The organism is Leisingera sp. McT4-56 (assembly GCF_020514995.1).
GTDB lineage: Bacteria > Pseudomonadota > Alphaproteobacteria > Rhodobacterales > Rhodobacteraceae > Leisingera > Leisingera aquaemixtae_A.
In genome coordinates, this window is record NZ_JAJALF010000001.1 from 184886 (window position 1) to 203073 (window position 18188).

Here is an 18188-nt window from a genome sequence, read left to right on the forward strand (position 1 = left end):
GCCGTTTTTTTGTTTATCCCGTTCTGCGGTCAGGCGAACAGTTCATGCGCCAGTTCCAGCGCGTCGATAAGCGTGTCCACCTCTGACTTGGTGTTGTAAAGGCCAAAGGACGCGCGGCAGGTGGCCGAAACACCTAGATGGTCCATCAGCGGCCCGGCGCAGTGATGGCCGGCGCGCACTGCGACACCCTTCTTGTCGAGGATGGTAGAGATATCGTGGGCGTGCGCCGCACCTTCCATTGTGAAGCTGAAAATCGCAGCCTTGCCAGGCGTTTGCCCCTGCACATTGATCCAGTTCAGCCCGGTCAGCCGCTGCATCGCATAGTCGCGCAAGCCGCCCTCGTGCTTGGCAATGTTGTCCATGCCAAGATCCATCATGTACTCCAGCGCCACCCCCAGGCCGATGGTCTGGACGATGCCCGGCGTGCCGGCCTCGAACTTCATCGGCGGATCGTTGTAGATGACCTGCTCCTTGGAGACTTCCTTGATCATGTCGCCGCCGCCGATGAAGGGGCGCATCTCCGCCATGCGTTCGGGCTTGATGTAGATCGCACCGGAGCCGGAGGGGCCATAGAGCTTGTGTCCGGTGATCGCATAGAAATCGCAACCGATGTCCTGCACGTCGACCGGCATGTGCACCGCACCTTGCGAGCCATCGACCAGCACCGGCACGCCCTTGGCATGGGCACCCTGAGTGATCGCCTTCACATCCACAACGGTGCCCAGAACGTTGGAGCACTGAGTGACGGCCACTAGCTTGGTCTTGGGGCCAACTGCATCAATGACCTTCTGCGGGTCGAGGCTGCCATCGGCAGCAGTATCCACCCACTTCAGCACCACGCCCTGACGTTCGCGCAGGAAGTGCCAGGGCACGATATTGGCGTGATGCTCCATCACCGACAGGACAATTTCGTCACCCGCCTCGAACCGCGGCATGGCCCAGCCGTAGGCGACCAGGTTGATGCCCTCGGTGGTGCCGGAATTCAGAACGATGGCGTTTTCATCGCCTGCATTCAGGAACCGCGCAATGATGCCGCGAACGGCCTCGTATTTTTCCGTTGCGAGGTTGGAAAGGAAGTGCAGACCCCTGTGAACGTTGGAATACTCCTCGGCATACGCCTTGGTCACAGCGTCGATCACCGCCTGCGGTTTCTGGGCGGATGCGCCGTTGTCGAGATAGGTCAGCGGCTTGCCGTTCACCTCGCGCGAGAGGATCGGAAAGTCGGCACGGATTTTTTCCACGTCATACATTTTCGGGAAGTCCCAGATTGGCAGGGCCGATCAGACCCAGAATGAAGAGAAGGACAAAAACCAGGATCACACTGGCCATCAGCACCACCCCCAGCGACCGCCAGACGGAGCCGAACCCGTGCGCCGCGTTGACGAAATGCAGGAGGATGAAAAACACAACAATATTGGCCGCAATGTTGAGAAGCGCGGCCATGCCCGGCAGCAGCAGGAACACAGCAACGATGGCACCGTTCAACCCGGCCTGCAGCAGCTGAAGCCAGGTGACCAGGGCCAGGAGCGAAGTAAAATCGCCCCGTCCCCCCAGCCAGCGGCCGGTTGTGCCCAGCATCGAAATGAAGCTGATCTGCAGGATAAGAACCACTGCGAAATAAGCGCCTGGCGAAAACCGCGGCAGCAGGACCTCCGGCGGCAGCGGCAGCAGAATCTGTTGCAGGGTGTAGACGCAGGTGTTCAGCACCACAGACAGCAGGAATGCGGTCCACAGGGCCTCTCGCGGCCACTCCCGCGCAAGTATCTGCTGCGCCGCGTCGCGCGGCGATTTGAGCGTCAGCAGGGCGAAGGCGGCCAGTGCGTTCATCGTTCCGCCCAATAGCCCTGGATCATGCCGGACACCCAGAACCAAAGAAAGACACCGCACCACAGGACGCCCACCAGGTTCAGGGCCGGGCCCGCGCCGATGAAACCGGCCACCAGGCCGTTCAGCAGCATCAGCGGGCTGGCCGCCAGGAATGCCCAGAACAGCGCCAAGCGCGCGCGGTAGGCATCACCCTGCCCGCCTGCGGCCCGGGCGATCCAATGGGCAACCAGCGCCAGGGTGTAAAGCAGCAAGGGCGCGATGAAGACCAGCGCCAGCAGCGAACTGCCCAGCAGCATATTCAGCTCCTGCCCGGTCAGATGCGCCTCGCGCGCCAGCTTCGGCATCTGCGCGACAAAGGTCAGGATACAGCCGCTGATCAGGAAAATCAGCAGCCTGTCCTCGCGGGCGCCCATGCTCAGAAGCCGCGCAAAGACTTTGCGCGGCCCCTTGTAGGTTGCCGGGATATCCGTGGTGACGGACATCAGCGGCGCCGGGCCAGCCAGCCTTCGAGGCGGGAGACGATGTCCGCGGCGATCTCCGCGTCCTCGATCTCATCCACCGCTTCGGCCAGGAAGGCCAGCGTCATCAGGTCTGTGGCCTCGGCATGCGGCACACCGCGGGACCGAAGGTAGAACAGGCCCTCTTCGTCGATTGCGCCGGAGGTGGAGCCATGCGAGCAAGCCACGTCGTCGGCGTAGATTTCCAGCTCGGGCTTGGCCAGGAACTGGCTGTCTTCGTCTAGCAGCAGCGACTGGGAAATCTGATACCCGTCAGTCTTTTGCGCGCCTTCCTTCACCAGGATCTTGCCCTGGAACACACCGGTGGCACCATTGCGCAGCACCTTCTTGAACACCTGGCGGCTTTCGCAGTTCACCGCGTCATGGGTGATGAACACGGTGTCGTCGTGGTGGAAGTCGCCGTCGCCGACGCAAGCGCCTGCAATATGCGCCACGGCGTCGTCGCCGGTCAGCTCAATCACCGCCTCGTTGCGGGTCAGCACGCCGTTCACGGTCAGGGTGAAGGACTTGAACACCGACTCGGTGCCCAGGCGGGCAAACAGATGGGTCGCGGCGCGGCGCTCGTGGTCGCGGCCCTGGGCCCGCACCAGATGCAGCTTGCCGCCGTCGGCAATGTCGATCTCCATGCATTTGTTGAAACGCGACGCCGCGGGGCCGTTTTCGAGGATGGTCACCTCGGCGCCGCTTTCGACACGGATTACATGGTGCAGGATCGCATCGGAGTTTTCGTCCGAATGCACATAGGTGAAGTTGACCGGCTTGGAGACCTTGCCGGTCACCCGGATCGCCACGCCATCGCTGGCAAAGGCGGTGTTCAGCGCCGCCAGCGGGCGTTCCACCGGGGTCTGGCCGCGGGCTTCAAGAACGCCGTACAAGTCCTTGGCCCAGTGGATATCCTTGCAGCAGATGTCCTCGATCCGGTCGATGGTCACGCCTTCCAGCGACAGGTCGTCGGAGGCCTCGGCGTCAAAAACACCATCCACGAAGACAATGTTCAGGCGCTCGAACGCATTGAACATCGGCGTTTCGTCGGCATGGAACACAGCCGCCTTGGGTGCGTCTGCCTGCACCAGCGTGTCCGGTTTGGTGTATTTCCAGTACTCATCGCGGCGCGACGGCAGCCCCATGGTCTGCACCCGCGACAGCGCTGCCTGGCGGGCCGCCTTGAGGCAGCCGCTTTCCGGCAGGGTCAGCGCCGACAGCCGCGCCTCGGTTGCGCTTTGCTTGACTTCGGGCAGGGCCATTTACGCCTCCTCTGCCAGGATGCCGGCGTAACCGTTGTTCTCGACTTCCAGCGCCAGCTCGGGGCCGCCGGTCTTGACGATGCGGCCGCCCGCCAGAATGTGCACCACGTCCGGTTTGATGTGGTCCAGCAGGCGCTGGTAGTGGGTGATCACCAGGAAGCCGCGGCCTTCGTCGCGCAGGGCGTTCACGCCTTCGGCCACCAGCTTCATCGCATCCACGTCGAGGCCGGAGTCGGTCTCGTCCAGGATGCACAGCTTCGGCTCCAGCATCGCCATCTGCAGGATCTCGTTGCGCTTCTTCTCACCGCCGGAGAAGCCGACGTTGACCGGGCGTTTCAGCATGTCGGCGTCGATCTTCAGGGTCTTTGCCTTGGCGCGCACTTCCTTCAGGAAGTCGGAGGCCGACAGCTCTTCCTCGCCGCGGGCCTTGCGCTGCGCGTTCACCGCGGTGCGCAGGAAGGTCATGTTGCCGACGCCGGGGATTTCGACCGGGTACTGGAACGCCAGGAACATGCCTGCTGCGGCGCGCTCTTCCGGCTCCAGCTCCAGGATGTCCTCGCCTTCCAGCTCCGCAGAGCCTTCGGTCACTTCATAGCCGTCACGGCCCGAGAGGACATAGGACAGGGTGGATTTTCCCGAACCGTTCGGCCCCATGATGGCGTGCACCTTGCCGGCCTCGACCTTGAGGTCGACGCCTTTCAGGATCTGCTTATCCTCATCTTCAAGCTTGACGTGCAAGTTTTTGATTTCGAGCATTTTTGCCTCTCGCATAGTACTGTTCCGGCAGCCATCGGCGCCTAGAAGGTTTTGGTGTAGAGCGTCAGGATCTGGGTCAGATCCCGGCGCGGAAGTTCATCTGGAAGCAGTTCGAAGCGGGCCATGCGGCCGCGGGTCTGAACCGGCTTCACCCATTTTTCGACCTGCTTGTACAGCGCCCGCCCGGCGTAGTCGTCAAACAGCACGGTGACGGGCCGCTCCGTGCGCAGCATAACGGTCAGAAAGCAGGCAGCCCGGAAGCGGCCGTCAATCAGGACCAGGTCCGGTGCCTCGAAGGCTTCGAGGTCCCAGACGGAGTTCGGATACTGGTGGAACCGCCGCCACATATCATTGTTCAGCGGTCGGCCCCACTTGCCGGTCTTGCCGACATTTGCGTGGTGAAGGTGCACCTCCGACGTGGCGCCTGCCTGGCGAAAATACCGCTTCATCATGCGGTACCACATCTTGTCGGACTCAACGGAAAAGACCTTTTTCCCGCTCAGCTCAGACGCCAGCACGGTCGAGCCGCCGCTGCCATATTCCAGGATGACGTTTGCATCCTGGTAATGGCTGCGCACCCACTCCGCCTCTTCCGGCGGCAGGGTGAGCGCCGGGCGCTCGATCAGCTGCTCGTCTTTGGCCATGCCCGTCTCCCGGCCCCTTAGCCCAGCACCACGGCGGTGCCGCTGGCCGAAACCATCAGCATGGACTGGCCGACCACCTCATAGTCCAGATCGACGCCGACCACGGCATTGGCGCCCTTGGACCGGGCGCGCTCCTCCAGTTCGCTCAGCGCGGTTTCGCGTGCGTCCTGCAGCTTACTTTCATAGGCGCCGGAGCGGCCGCCGACGATGTCGGTGATCGAGGCGAAGACATCGCGCACCACATTGGCGCCCATGATCGCCTCGCCCACCACGATGCCCTTGTATTCGGCAATCTGGTAGCCTTCGACGGAATTGGTGGTTGTGACGATCATCTTTTCCAATACTCCAACACTTTTGATCCTTGCCGGTAAGTGAACATCCACAAAACCAAAAAGGGGCCGCCAAATACCGCCAGGCATAACACTCCAGCGATCACTCCGTTGACAGCGACGGCCGCGACAAGAGTGATCACAAAAACCAGGAAAAGAGGACCGGCAATGCGGCGCAGGAACCAGATGAACGCGACGGCGCGAACGCCTTCTTTCGCGTTGTATTCAAAGGCCTTGACCTCTGCATCTGCTCTCTTTTCCAAGCTCACTGCTTACCCCACCGAGCCTTCCAGCGAGATCGCAACCAGCTGCTGGGCTTCCATGGCGAACTCCATCGGCAGCGCCTGCAGCACGTCCTTGCAGAAGCCGTTCACCACCAGGGCCACAGCCTCTTCCTCGTCCATGCCGCGCTGGCGGCAGTAGAACAGCTGGTCATCATCCACCTTCGATGTGGTCGCCTCATGCTCCACGCGGGAGGAGTTGTTCTTGACCTCGATGTAGGGAACCGTGTGCGCCCCGCATTTGTCGCCGATCAGCAAGCTGTCGCACTGGGTGTAGTTGCGCGAGTTCTTGGCCTTGGGGTGCATCGACACCAGGCCGCGGTAGGTGTTCTGCGCCTTGCCGGCAGAGATGCCCTTGGACACGATACGGGACTTGGTGTTCTTGCCCAGGTGCACCATCTTGGTGCCGGTGTCGGCCTGCTGCATGTTGTTGGTGATGGCAATCGAGTAGAACTCGCCCTGGCTTTCATTGCCGCGCAGGATGCAGGAGGGGTATTTCCAGGTCACGGCAGAGCCGGTCTCCACCTGGGTCCACATCACCTTGGCGCGGTCGCCGCGGCAGTCGGCGCGCTTGGTCACGAAGTTGTAGATGCCGCCCTTGCCGTTCTCGTCGCCCGGATACCAGTTCTGGACGGTGGAGTATTTCACCTCGGCGTCTTCCTCCACGATGATCTCCACCACAGCGGCGTGCAGCTGTGCAGTGTCGCGCTGCGGCGCGGTGCAGCCTTCGAGGTAGGACACGTAGGAGCCCTTGTCAGCGATGATCAGGGTGCGTTCGAACTGGCCTGTGTTTTCCGCGTTGATGCGGAAATAGGTCGACAGCTCCATCGGGCAGCGCACGCCCGGCGGCACGTAGACAAACGAGCCGTCGGAGAACACGGCGGAGTTCAGCGTCGCATAGAAGTTGTCCGACACCGGAACCACCGAGCCGAGGTTTTTTTTCACCAGCTCCGGGTGTTCCTTGATCGCCTCGGAGATCGAGCAGAAAATGACGCCCGCTTCCTTCAGTTCCTTCTGGAAGGTGGTGCCGACAGAGACGGAGTCGAACACCGCGTCCACAGCAACCTTGCGGCCTTCTTCCGGGGTCTCGCCTGCGCCTTCGACACCGGCCAGGATCATCTGCTCTTTCAGCGGGATACCCAGCTTTTCGTAAGTCGCCAGCAGCTTGGGATCGACTTCATCCAACGACTTAGGCTTGGTCTCCATCGACTTGGGGCGGGCATAGTAGTACTGGTCCTGGAAGTCGATTTCCGGGTAGTCGACCATCGCCCAGTCAGGCTCTTCTTTCTGCAGCCAGCGTTCGTAGGCCGCCAGCCGCCACTCGGTCATCCATTCCGGCTCTTCATTCTTTTCCGAAATCAGCCGGACGATATCCGGGGTCAGCCCCTTGGGGGCGTATTCCATCTCGATATCGGTTTCCCAGCCGTATTTGTAAGCACCGCCGACCTCGCGCACCGCATCCACGGTTTCCTGGTCAACACCTTCCTTGACTTGGGTCTGGTCCAAAGCGGCCATTGTCATCTCCTCACTCACGCCGCGCGGGCGCGATGTTTCTTTTCTTTCTGCAGCCACGCCTCGGCAAAGCGCAGCACGTCTTCTTCCGTTGTCTCCGGCCCCAGCGACACGCGCACCGCGCCTTGGGCTGTGGCCTCGTCATATCCCATCGCGGTCAGCACCGCGCTGGCGCGCACCTTGCCGCTGGAACAGGCGCTGCCGGCGCTGATCGCAAAACCTGCAAGGTCCATCTGCATGACCTGGGTTTCGCCCTTCCAGCCCGGCGTTGCAAAACACAGGGTGTTCGGCAGCCGCTTCTGATCCTTCCCGACAAAAATAGTATGGCTTACGCCAGACACAAGCGCCTTTTCTAGAATATTTCTAAGTTCCGCAACCCTGTCCCAGACACCATTTGCCAGATCTTTTGCGGCTGCTTCAGCTGCAGCTCCGAAGCCCGCGATTCCAATGACATTTTCGGTTCCGGACCGGCGCCCCATTTCCTGGCCGCCGCCCTTGATCTGGGCCGGCAGATCGGTGCCCCGCTTCATCACCACAGCGCCGATGCCCTTGGGCCCGCCCAGCTTGTGCGCCGAAATCAGCGCCATTTGCGCGCCCAGCCAGTTGAACGCAACCGGCAGTTTGCCAAAGGCCTGGGTGGCATCGGTGACCGCCAGACCCTCCGGCAGCGCCTGCACGATGCCGGTTTCGGAATTGGCAAGCTGCAATGTGGACTGGGCGGGATCGCTGATCCGAACTGCGCCGTCACCCGTTACCGGCAGGTCCTCGACGGTCCAGGCCCGCACGGCATCATGCTCCACCGGTGCGCCATGCAGGCCGCGCCCGGCCAGCGCCAATGATGCGCCTTCGGTAGATCCGGAGGTAAACACGATATCCGCCCCGTCCGCGCCAAAGGCAGAGGCCACCTGCGCGCGCGCCTTCTCCACCAGCGCCTTGGCGGCCCGGCCCTCGGCATGCACCGACGACGGGTTGCCGCAGACCTCCATCGCCGCAATCATCGCAGCCTTCGCCTCAGGGCGCAGCAGGGCGGTGGCATTATGGTCGAGGTAAACGCGTTTCATAGATACATCTTTTTGCGGATCGCTGCCGCGTCATAAGCCGCCTTGCAGCAATTGGCAAAGGTTCCACGCAGATTTTGTGCGGAATACGCCCCAGCCGGACAGGTCGATGCGTGCTGCCTGCACTCCACCTCAGTCATCCACGACCGCAAACAGGCTGGGCACAGCCGGGCATGGGGCCAGATCGTTCTTGATCACATCCGACAGCCGGGTCTGGTGCAGGAACACATAAACATGCGCGCTCAGCCCTTCCCACAGGCGGTTGGTCAGCGATTGCGCGCGGCTGCCGGACAAGGCGCCGGAAGCCCCTGCCCCCTTGTGCATGGCATCGACAGTTTCGTCGACCGCCGACAGCACATCCACCACCCGCACCTCGGACGGAGGCATGGCAAGGCGGTAGCCGCCGCCAGGCCCACGCACCGACTCGACCAGCCCCGCGCGGCGCAGCTTGACAAACAGCTGCTCCAGATAGGGCAGCGAGATATCCTGGCGCTTGGAAATGTCGCCCAGCGGCACCAGATCGCCCTGCGGCTGCAGCGCGATATCCGCCAGCGCAACCATCGCATAGCGCCCTTTGGTGGAAAGCTTCATAATTTATCCCTCGAAACCAGGGCGCGAGTGCGAAAACATTGACCTTCCCTCCGACTGTGCGTATCTCAGCCTGACGGTGTATGGCGAGGCCAGAGCCCGTGATTAGAACTGTTCTAAGATGCCTGACCGAACCCGTCAAGTATTCTGCCGGCAGACCCGACAACGAGAGTAGGATTTTAACCGCCCATGCCCGAGGTCATCTTTCCTGGACCCGAAGGCCGCCTCGAAGGCCGCTATCACCCGCAAAAAGAAAAAGACGCCCCGATCGCCATCGTGCTGCACCCGCATCCGCAGTTCGGCGGCACCATGAACAACAAGGTGGTCTACAACCTCCACTATGCGTTCTACAACATGGGCTTCACGGTTCTGCGGTTCAATTTCCGCGGCGTCGGCCGCAGCCAGGGCGAATACGACCAGGGCGTGGGTGAGCTGTCTGATGCCGCCTCGGCGCTGGATTATCTGCAATCGATGAACTCCAACTCCAAGCATTGCTGGGTTGCGGGCTTCTCCTTCGGCGCCTGGATCGGCATGCAGCTCTTGATGCGCCGCCCGGAGATCACCGGTTTCATCTCGGTTGCGCCGCCGGCCAACATGTATGATTTCTCCTTCCTGGCGCCCTGCCCGTCCTCGGGCCTGATCATCAACGGCACCGCCGACCGTGTGGCGCCGCCCGCGGATACCGCCAGCCTGGTCAGCAAGCTGCATGAGCAGAAGGGCATCACCATCACCCATACTGAGGTGGAGGGGGCTGACCACTTCTTCCAGGAACCGCATATGGACACGATGATCAGCACCGTGACCGATTATGTGAAACGCCGCCTGACGGAGAATACCCGCTGATGAGCGGGACCATCGAAACGCTGGCCCAGAAACTGGCGGTCGATACTCTCAAGGTGCAGGACGCCTGCGGTGAAGAGCGGTTCTATGTGGAGGTCGGCCAGGTGCTTGGCGCGGCCTCCCAGTCGCTTGAAGAGGCGTTTCTGACAGAAATCCGCGTGCGCCTGGCCGAACGCAAGGCGCGCGAGTTTCTCAACAAGAAAGTGGCCGACCTGCAGGCGCAGCTTGGCGCCAAAGGTGAGGCGTGAGCGCCCGTCTGGAGGCGCAGTTCGCCTTTCTGCTGGAAGCCGACAAACTCCGCCGGGTTGAACGCCAGAACCTGATCCTCGATTGCAGCCGCTGCGAAAACTCGGCCGAGCACAGCTGGCACCTGGCGCTTTATGCGCTGGTTCTGGCCCCCTTTGCCGCGCCTGGCGTGGATGTGTTCCGCGCCATCCGGATGCTGCTGCTGCACGATCTGGTCGAGATCGACGCAGGCGACCATCCGATTACCGGTGAAGTCGACTGGGACGCGGTGGCACAGGCGGAACGGGCGGCTGCCCAGCGGCTGTTCGGACTGCTGCCAGCGGACCAAGGCGCCGAGTTCCTGTCCTTGTGGCACGAGTTCGAAGCCGCCGAGAGCCCCGAAGCGCAGTTTGCCAAGCGGGTGGACCACTGCCAGCCGATCTTTCAGACGCTGTATGGCGCCCGGCCGCTGGACTGGCATATCGATGTGGTCCGGCAGAACCTGTTCGGCGGCCGTGCGGCTGCGCTGGAACAGCACTTGCCGGAAGCCTTCCACCACGCGCTGTCGCTGCTGGGCGAGGACACCGGCTATGACTGCAGCCGCCTGACCGCCCGCCTGCCCTTCCTAAATGAGGCCGACAAGCTGAAGCTGGTCACCCGCGCTTCCAAGCTCGGCGACGGCTCGCGGCATGAAAACTCGGCCGAGCACAGCTGGCATATCATGCTTTATGCCTGGGTGCTGTCAGAACACAGCACCGGGACAGTCGAAGTCGACCGGGTGCTGCAGATGCTGCTGCTGCATGACCTTGTGGAGATCGACGCTGGCGATGCACCGATCCACGGGGTGGTTGACCCCGCAGCCCTTGCCGCCCTGGCTGCCGAGGAACTTGCTGCCGCCGACCGCCTTTTCGGCTTGCTGCCCGCGGATCACGGCACGCCCATGCGGACAATCTGGGAAGAGTTCGAGGCCGCGGAAAGCCCGGACGCCGTATTTGCCAAGTCCATCGACCGGGTGCAGCCGGTGCTGTTGAACCTGCTGAACGGCGGCGGCAGCTGGGTCGATTATGACGTGAGCCTGCCGCAGCTCGACGCCCGCGTCGGCGGCAAGGTCAGCCGCGGCGCGCCAGAGGTATGGACCTATGTCCGGACGCAAGTTGAAACCTGGTTCCGCGAGGCCGGGCGCCTGTAAAGGCCAGTGCAGCCCCGCCGACGGGGTTGCACATCACTCCAGAAACGGTTGAAACGGCAGGGTTTCCGCGCCTTTGGGCGTCAGCATCAGAAACTCGCCGGGTTTCAGCTCGCACCATGCTTCCCCGGTGTCCTCAAGCGGCTCTGATACCACCGCCCAGCCCTTCATGCTCCGGCTCCAGCGGTAGTAGACGGACGGCGCAATGCTGTCTGAAGAATAGCGCGCCGCATAGAGCGTCCTGCCATCCGACATCGCCACCGACAGCCGCATGTGCGGCGTGGTTCCCCGCGATCGCGACAAGCCCTCCATCCGCGCCACCGCACGTTCCAGCGCCCCTTTGGGGTCCGCGTCCAGATCCTCCCGCAGCGCCAGCAGAAACAGCACCTCGCTGTCGGTGGCGCCCCTGCGGTGCTCATACAGCTCGTCCGGGATGCACATGTCCGCGTGGCGGCGGAACTTCTCGAACCCGCCGACCTGGCCGTTGTGCATGAAGCTCCACTTGCCGGCGGTAAAGGGGTGGCAGTTGTTGCGGCTGGTGGCGGAACCGGTGGAGGCCCGCACATGCGCCAGGAACAGCCGGGATTGCACCTGATGCACCAGCGCCCGCAGGTTGCAGTCCGACCAGGCCGGATAAACATCGCGGTAAAGCCCCGGCTCAGGCCGCTGACCGTACCAGGCAATGCCGAACCCGTCGCCATTGGTGGCGGTCTTGCATTCCACCGCCTTCTGGCTTTGCGCAATCAGCGAATGCGCCGGAGTTGAAATGATGTCTTCCAAGAAGACGTCGGCACCCGTGTAGGCAGCCCAGCGGCACATGTGGCAGTCCCCATCCAGCTTTCAGGAATCAGATCAGCGTTTCCGCCAGACCCCGATTATCGGAACAGGTTCCTAAGAATTCCTGCATCTTCAGTCCAGCGTATCCGCGCACAGTGGCCTGTTCATTCCCGCATCCAGGCGAAATGCGTCAGGCGGTGACGCATCAGGACTTCCGCCGCCGCACCGGATGCGGTACCGGGGAAGCAGGCAATGGCCCGCGGGGCCGGACAAAACGTGCGAACGGAGGCAGCGATGCCGGTACATTACGTCTACCTGATCATTGCGGTGGCAGCGGAAACCATCGGCACCACGGCCCTGCAGGCCAGCCAGCAGTTTTCCCGGCTTGGGCCGTCGCTGATTGTGCTGGTCGCCTATGCCTTCTCCTTCTACATGATGGGGCTCACGCTCAAATTCATGCCGGTGGGCATTGTCTACGCCATCTGGTCCGGCCTCGGCATTCTGCTGATCGCTGTGATCGCCTTTATCGTCTTTGGTCAGAAGCTGGACCTGCCTGCCGTCATCGGCATGGTTTTAATCATGTCTGGCATTGTCATCATTCACCTGTTCTCCAAGTCTTCGGGCCACTGATCCGTATTTGCAGGGCTCTCCAGCGGTTTTTCTCTGGCCTTTGTTCGGGGTTCGGGCTATGCGCGGCCCAACTTCCTTACAAAGGCGAACGTCATGGATATGCGCAACATTGCGATCATTGCTCACGTTGACCACGGCAAGACCACCCTGGTTGACGAGCTGCTGAAACAGTCCGGCGCCTTCCGCGAAAACCAGGCTGTGGCGGAACGCGCCATGGACAGCAACGATCTGGAGCGCGAGCGCGGCATCACTATTTTTGCCAAACCGACCTCGGTGGAATGGCACGGCACCCGCATCAACATCGTCGACACCCCCGGCCACGCCGATTTCGGCGGCGAGGTGGAGCGGATCCTGTCGATGGTCGACGGCGTGGTGCTGCTGGTGGACGCGGCCGAAGGCCCGATGCCGCAGACCAAGTTCGTGACCTCCAAGGCACTGGCCCTGGGTCTGCGCCCGATCGTGGTTCTGAACAAGGTCGACAAGCCGGACGCCGAGCCCGACCGCGCGCTGGACGAATGCTTTGACCTGTTTGCCTCGCTCGACGCCACCGAGGACCAGCTGGACTTCCCGCATCTTTACGCTTCCGGCCGCTCCGGCTGGGCCGATGCCGATCTGGACGGCCCGCGCAAGGATCTGCACGCGCTGTTCAACCTGATCGTGAACCACGTTCCGGAACCCAAGCAGATCAAGCAGCAGGACGACGATTTCCGGATGCTGGCCACCACGCTGGGCAGCGACCCGTTTGTCGGCCGCATCCTGACGGGCCGCGTCGAATCCGGCAAGCTCAAGGTCGGCGCCACCGTGCAGGCGATCTCCCGCATCGGCCAGAAGATCGAGCAGTTCCGCGTCACCAAGATCCAGGCGTTCCGCGGCCTGGCCCAGCAGGACATCGAAGAAGCCCAGGCAGGCGACATCGTCTCCATCGCCGGCATGTCCAAGGCCACCGTGGCCGACACCATCTGCGCGCTGGCCGTGGATGAGCCGCTGGACGCGCAGCCGATCGACCCGCCGACCATCACCGTGACCTTCGGCATCAACGACAGCCCTCTCGCGGGGCGCGACGGCAAAAAGGTGCAATCCCGCGTCATCCGCGACCGCCTGATGAAAGAGGCCGAAAGCAACGTCGCCATCAAGATCCAGGACACCCCCGGCGGCGAAGCGTTCGAGGTTTCCGGCCGCGGCGAACTGCAGATGGGCGTTCTGATCGAGAACATGCGCCGCGAAGGCTTCGAGCTATCGATCTCCCGCCCGCAGGTGATCATGAAGGAAGTCGACGGCGTCCGCATGGAGCCGATCGAAGAAGCCACCATTGACGTCGATGACGAATACTCCGGCGCGGTGATCGAGAAGCTGACCGGTGCCCGCAAGGGTGAGCTGGTCGAGATGAAGCCCGCAGGCGCAGGCAAAACCCGCATCATTGCGCACGTCCCTTCGCGCGGGTTGATCGGCTATCACGGCGAGTTCCTGACCGACACCCGCGGCACCGGCGTGCTGAACCGCGTGTTCCACGGCTGGGCGCCGCACAAGGGCGCAATCCCGGGCCGCCGCGCCGGCGTGCTGATCTCGATGGAGAACGGCCAGTCGGTTGCTTACGCGCTGTGGAACCTCGAAGAGCGCGGCAAGATGATGATCGGCGCCCAGGCAGACGTCTACACCGGCATGATCATCGGCGAGCATTCGCGCGACAATGACCTGGAAGTGAACCCGCTGAAGGGCAAGAAGCTCACCAACGTGCGCGCCTCCGGCACCGATGACGCGGTGCGGCTGACCACCCCGATGTCGCTGTCGCTGGAAGAGGCGATTGCCTATATCAACGACGACGAGCTGGTTGAGGTGACTCCGAACAACGTGCGCCTGCGCAAGCGCTACCTGGACCCGCATGAACGCAAGCGGATGTCCAAGGCCGCAAGCTGATCCAGATCCAAAAGGCCGCCGCTTTGGCGGCCTTTTCCGTTTCCGCCGCCGCGTGTTAGCCTGCCCGAAACGCGGAGGGCTCAAATGCGGAAACTTCAAGTTCAGGGCGTGCACCACATTACGCTGACCGGCGCCGGCAGGCAGACGTCGATCGACTTTTGGGAGGGGGTGCTGGGCATGCCCTTCATCTTCGACCAGCCCAATCTCGACAACCCGGACGAAGGCCACCTGTATTTCGACCCCGGCGACGGGCGCCTGATCACAGTCTTTACCGATGAAACCCGCACGGCAGACCCCGGCCGCACCCCCACAGAGCCCGGCTGCGTGCACCACCTTGCGTTCAATGTCAGCAAGGCGGCATTTTCACAGGCGGTGACGCGCCTGGACGAACGCGGCATCAGCCATTCCGGCCCCAAGGACCGCGGCTTCATGGATTCGATCTATTTCAAGGATCCGATGGGCCTTCTGATCGAGCTTGCCTGCTACCGGTTCGAACCGCCCGCTTTTTGCAGCCATGCCGACGTCATGATCGAGGCGCACAGGATCCGCGTCGACCGCGGCGACTACAACATTCAGGAGGAACACCTGGCCGACGCCATCGAAGCCCTGGTGGCACGCCGCCAGTCCAGCCTGTCGGAAGACCGTTCCGCCAAAGATCCCTACTGAAAAGGGCGCAGCAGCGCCGCGCCCCTTTCATCTTTCTGTTAAATACTCAAACGGCGGACCGCTTGCCCGGCGCGCAGGCCCCTACTCGCTGGTCTCGACCACCATCAGCTCGCGCTCGGAAGCGCCGCGCGCGTGGTCCAGCGCTTCCTGGTATTCCGGGCTGTGATAGCAATCCACCGCCGCTTCAACGCTCGGGAACCTGGCCACAACATTGCGCGGCCGCTCCTTGCCTTCCAGCTGCACGAACCGGCCGCCGCGGGCAATGAACTCCCCGCCATGCTTGGCAATGGCCGGGCCTGCCAGTTCGGCATATTTGCCATAGGCGTCGGCGTCGGTAACGGTCACATGTGCAATCCAAAGTGCGGGCATCGGAGCCTCCCAGTTTCATGATCTTTCCGGCAGCTTAGGCAGATTGCCGGAAAGACCAAGTGTTTTTTGACCAAATGGTCAGCCAGCCAGCAGTGCCTCCGCGGCCTTGATGGCCTCCTCGGCGCCGGAGAAGTCCTTGCCGCCGCCCTGGGCCATGTCCGGACGACCGCCGCCGCCCTTGCCGCCCACGGCCGGAACCGCGGCCTTGAGCACATCGACAGCTGAGATGTCGCCGGTCAGATCGTCGGTGACACCGGCCGCCACGGCCACCTTGCCGTCTTCCTCGGCGATCAGCAGGATCACACCGGAGCCGATGTTCTGCTTGTGCTTGTCGATCAACCCGCGCAGGTCCTTGCCGGACACGCCCTGCAGCGCCTGGGCAAGGAACTTGGTGCCATTGACGTCCTTGGCCTCGGCGCCGCCGCCGGAACCGCCGCCCATGGCGACCTGCTGCTTGAGGTTGGAAATCTCGTTCTGCAGCGCCTTGCGCTCGTCCATCATCGCCTTGAGGCGGTCCAGGACATCCGCAGGCTGCGCTTTCAACGCCGCTGCGACCTCAGCCATGCGGCCTGCTTCACGCTCCAGATGCTCAACCGCCGCCGCACCGGTCAGCGCCTCGATCCGGCGCACGCCGGCAGAGGACGCGCTGTCGCCCAGGATGACGAAGGTGCCGATGTCGCCGGTCTGCTTCACATGCGTGCCGCCGCACAGCTCGATCGAGTAGGTATCGCCGTCGTGGCCCTTGCCGGTCGGTGCGCGGCCCATGGAGACAACGCGGACCTCTTCGCCGTATTTCTCACCAAACAGCGCCTGGGCACCCAGCTCGCGCGCGTCATCCGGGGTCATGATCCGGGTGGAGACCGGCGTGTTCTGCCGGATGAAATCATTCACCTCGGCACCGACGCTGACCAGTTCATCCGCGCTCATCGCCTTGTTGTGGCTGAAGTCGAAACGCAGGCGGTCCGCAGCATTGAGCGAGCCCTTCTGCGCCACATGCTCCCCCAGCGCGTTGCGCAGCGCCTCGTGCAGCAGGTGGGTGGCCGAGTGGTTGGCGCGGATTTTGCTGCGGCGTGCGTGATCCACTTCCATCGCCGCGCCCTTGCCAACGGCGATCTCGCCCTCGGTCACTTCAGCGATGTGCAGGAACAGGCCCTCCACCTTCTTGGTGTCGGTGATGCGGGCCGCGCCGCCCTCAACAGTCAGCACACCGGTGTCGCCAACCTGGCCGCCGCTTTCGCCGTAGAACGGCGTCTGGTTCAGGATGACCTGCACCGTGTCGCCTTTGGCTGCGGACTGCAGCTGTGCACCGTCCTTGACGATGGCTACGATCTGGCCCTCAGCCTTTTCGGTCTCATAGCCCAGGAAATCAGTGGTGCCGGCAGCGTCCACGATGTCGAAGTAGACCTTCACATCCGCCGCTTCGCCCAGCCCGATACCGCCCGCGCGGGACTTTTCTTTCTGCTCTTTCATCGCAGCATCGAAACCGTCAGTGTCGACCTCGATCTCCTTGGCGCGCAGGGCGTCCTGGGTCAGGTCGAGCGGGAAGCCGTAGGTGTCATACAGCTTGAACGCGGTTTCACCCGGCAGCACGTCGCCCTTGCCCAAATCGGAAGAGGCTTCGTCCAGCAGCTTCAGGCCGCGGTCCAGGGTCTTGAGGAAGCGGGTTTCTTCCTGTTCGAAGGTTTCTTCGATCAATGCCTGGCCCTGGCCGAGCTCCGGATAGGCCGCGCCCATTTTCTGGACCAGCGACGGCACCAACTTGTGCATCACCGGATCGGTGGCACCCAGCAGGGAGGCGTGGCGCATCGCGCGGCGCATGATCCGGCGCAGCACGTAGCCGCGGCCTTCGTTCGAGGGCAGCACGCCTTCGGCAATCAGGAAGGAGCAGGAGCGCAGGTGGTCGGCGATCACCCGGTGATGCACGTTCTGGTCGCCGAACGGATCGGTGTTCGTGGCATTCGCCGAGGCTTCGATCAGCGACTTGAACAGGTCGGTTTCATAGTTGTCGTGGGTGCCCTGCAGCAGCGCCGCAATCCGCTCCAGCCCCATGCCGGTGTCGATGGACTGCATGTCCAGGTCAACCATGGTGCCGTCCGCGAACTTCTCGTTCTGCATGAAAACGAGGTTCCAGATTTCGATGAACCGGTCACCGTCTTCTTCCGGCGAGCCCGGAGGGCCGCCCCAGATGTGGTCGCCGTGGTCATAGAAGATCTCGGTGCAAGGGCCGCAGGGGCCGGTGTCGCCCATCTGCCAGAAGTTGTCAGAGGTCGCGATGCGGATAATCCGCTCCTCCGACACGCCCATCTTCTTCCAGATGTCAAAGGCTTCGTCATCGGTGTGATAGACCGTGGTGTACAGCCGGTCCTTCGGAATGTCGAATTCCTTGGTGATCAGCTCCCAGGCAAAGGGGATCGCCTCTTCCTTGAAGTAGTCACCAAAGGAGAAGTTGCCGAGCATCTCGAAGAAAGTGTGGTGGCGCGCGGTGTAGCCGACGTTGTCGAGGTCGTTGTGCTTGCCGCCGGCGCGGACGCATTTCTGCGAGGTGGTCGCGCGCTTGTAGTCGCGGGTTTCCACCCCGGTGAAGCAGTTCTTGAACTGAACCATCCCGGAGTTGGTGAACATCAGGGTCGGGTCGTTGCGCGGCACCAGCGGGCTGGAATCGACGACTTCATGCCCCTGTTTGGCAAAGTAGTTCAGAAAGGTTGAGCGGATATCGTTGAGCGTCGGCATGTGCGGGATCTCTTGCGGGCTTAAAACAAGCGTTCCGGGCAGGTTTACCCCCCTGCCTGCGCGCTGTCCACAGCGGGAAGCGGCGCGGCCCCAC

20 protein-coding genes are annotated in these 18188 nt (G+C 62.7%); 6 read left to right on the forward strand and 14 right to left on the reverse strand.

Annotated elements, in window-relative coordinates; all coding sequences use genetic code 11:
• Window positions 1-29 precede the first annotated feature (29 nt).
• The 11 genes from LHL23_RS00875 to LHL23_RS00925 all read right to left on the reverse strand — a co-directional run bounded on the left by LHL23_RS00875 (window position 30) and on the right by LHL23_RS00925 (window position 8760).
• Window positions 30-1250 (reverse strand): cysteine desulfurase, encoded by a 1221-nt coding sequence (locus LHL23_RS00875; RefSeq protein WP_226428457.1) that lies wholly within the window; start codon window positions 1248-1250, stop codon window positions 30-32.
• Window positions 1243-1827: a YIP1 family protein gene (locus LHL23_RS00880; RefSeq protein ID WP_222475671.1), complete on the reverse strand. Its 585-nt coding sequence runs from the start codon at window positions 1825-1827 to the stop codon at window positions 1243-1245. Before LHL23_RS00880 ends, LHL23_RS00875 begins: the two co-directional genes overlap by 8 nt.
• On the reverse strand, window positions 1824-2309 hold the full coding sequence (locus LHL23_RS00885) for a YIP1 family protein (RefSeq protein WP_226428458.1): 486 nt from the start codon (window positions 2307-2309) through the stop codon (window positions 1824-1826). The genes LHL23_RS00880 and LHL23_RS00885 overlap by 4 nt, the downstream gene beginning before the upstream one ends.
• Complete coding sequence (locus LHL23_RS00890) at window positions 2309-3589, reverse strand: SufB/SufD family protein (protein WP_226428459.1); 1281 nt, start codon at window positions 3587-3589, stop codon at window positions 2309-2311. The genes LHL23_RS00885 and LHL23_RS00890 overlap by 1 nt, the downstream gene beginning before the upstream one ends.
• Complete coding sequence (gene sufC, locus LHL23_RS00895) at window positions 3590-4345, reverse strand: Fe-S cluster assembly ATPase SufC (protein ID WP_226428460.1); 756 nt, start codon at window positions 4343-4345, stop codon at window positions 3590-3592.
• A gap of 41 nt (window positions 4346-4386) precedes the next feature.
• Window positions 4387-4989, reverse strand: a complete 603-nt coding sequence (locus LHL23_RS00900; protein ID WP_226428461.1) for a hypothetical protein — start codon at window positions 4987-4989, stop codon at window positions 4387-4389.
• A gap of 17 nt (window positions 4990-5006) precedes the next feature.
• Window positions 5007-5321, reverse strand: a complete 315-nt coding sequence (locus LHL23_RS00905; RefSeq protein WP_222475663.1) for a YbjQ family protein — start codon at window positions 5319-5321, stop codon at window positions 5007-5009.
• Window positions 5318-5587 (reverse strand): hypothetical protein, encoded by a 270-nt coding sequence (locus LHL23_RS00910; RefSeq protein ID WP_226428462.1) that lies wholly within the window; start codon window positions 5585-5587, stop codon window positions 5318-5320. The genes LHL23_RS00905 and LHL23_RS00910 overlap by 4 nt, the downstream gene beginning before the upstream one ends.
• A 3-nt stretch (window positions 5588-5590) precedes the next feature.
• Entirely contained in the window at window positions 5591-7114 is a 1524-nt protein-coding gene (sufB, locus tag LHL23_RS00915) for a Fe-S cluster assembly protein SufB (RefSeq protein WP_226428463.1), read from the reverse strand.
• 14 nt (window positions 7115-7128) lie between these two features.
• Window positions 7129-8172 (reverse strand): cysteine desulfurase family protein, encoded by a 1044-nt coding sequence (locus tag LHL23_RS00920; RefSeq protein ID WP_226428464.1) that lies wholly within the window; start codon window positions 8170-8172, stop codon window positions 7129-7131.
• Between the two features lie 129 nt (window positions 8173-8301).
• Window positions 8302-8760, reverse strand: coding sequence for an Rrf2 family transcriptional regulator (locus LHL23_RS00925; RefSeq protein ID WP_019296280.1), 459 nt, complete (start codon window positions 8758-8760; stop codon window positions 8302-8304).
• Between the two features lie 186 nt (window positions 8761-8946).
• On the opposite strand from LHL23_RS00925, the gene LHL23_RS00930 reads away from it, so the two are divergent.
• Genes LHL23_RS00930 through LHL23_RS00940 form a run of 3 tightly spaced genes read left to right on the forward strand, consistent with a single transcriptional unit; the run spans window position 8947 to window position 11011 of the window.
• Entirely contained in the window at window positions 8947-9600 is a 654-nt protein-coding gene (locus LHL23_RS00930) for an alpha/beta hydrolase (RefSeq protein ID WP_222475654.1), read from the forward strand.
• Window positions 9600-9845, forward strand: coding sequence for a hypothetical protein (locus tag LHL23_RS00935; protein ID WP_226428465.1), 246 nt, complete (start codon window positions 9600-9602; stop codon window positions 9843-9845). The genes LHL23_RS00930 and LHL23_RS00935 overlap by 1 nt, the downstream gene beginning before the upstream one ends.
• On the forward strand, window positions 9842-11011 hold the full coding sequence (locus tag LHL23_RS00940) for an HD domain-containing protein (protein ID WP_226428466.1): 1170 nt from the start codon (window positions 9842-9844) through the stop codon (window positions 11009-11011). Before LHL23_RS00935 ends, LHL23_RS00940 begins: the two co-directional genes overlap by 4 nt.
• 33 nt (window positions 11012-11044) lie before the next feature.
• On the opposite strand, the gene LHL23_RS00945 is transcribed toward LHL23_RS00940, so the two are convergent.
• Window positions 11045-11827 carry a class II glutamine amidotransferase gene (locus LHL23_RS00945; protein ID WP_226428467.1) on the reverse strand — a complete coding sequence of 261 codons (783 nt, stop codon included), beginning with the start codon at window positions 11825-11827 and terminating at the stop codon, window positions 11045-11047.
• Between the two features lie 252 nt (window positions 11828-12079).
• On the opposite strand from LHL23_RS00945, the gene LHL23_RS00950 reads away from it, so the two are divergent.
• From LHL23_RS00950 to LHL23_RS00960, 3 genes are all read left to right on the forward strand, one after another.
• Window positions 12080-12415 carry a DMT family transporter gene (locus tag LHL23_RS00950; protein WP_039183194.1) on the forward strand — a complete coding sequence of 112 codons (336 nt, stop codon included), beginning with the start codon at window positions 12080-12082 and terminating at the stop codon, window positions 12413-12415.
• 93 nt (window positions 12416-12508) lie between these two features.
• Window positions 12509-14329 (forward strand): translational GTPase TypA, encoded by a 1821-nt coding sequence (gene typA, locus LHL23_RS00955; RefSeq protein ID WP_222475649.1) that lies wholly within the window; start codon window positions 12509-12511, stop codon window positions 14327-14329.
• An 84-nt stretch (window positions 14330-14413) separates the two neighbouring features.
• On the forward strand, window positions 14414-14995 hold the full coding sequence (locus LHL23_RS00960) for a VOC family protein (protein WP_222475648.1): 582 nt from the start codon (window positions 14414-14416) through the stop codon (window positions 14993-14995).
• Window positions 14996-15076: 81 nt separating this feature from the next.
• On the opposite strand, the gene LHL23_RS00965 is transcribed toward LHL23_RS00960, so the two are convergent.
• Entirely contained in the window at window positions 15077-15364 is a 288-nt protein-coding gene (locus LHL23_RS00965) for a DUF1330 domain-containing protein (protein WP_174147010.1), read from the reverse strand.
• Between the two features lie 78 nt (window positions 15365-15442).
• Entirely contained in the window at window positions 15443-18094 is a 2652-nt protein-coding gene (alaS, locus tag LHL23_RS00970; RefSeq protein WP_226428468.1) for an alanine--tRNA ligase, read from the reverse strand.
• Window positions 18095-18188 lie beyond the last annotated feature (94 nt).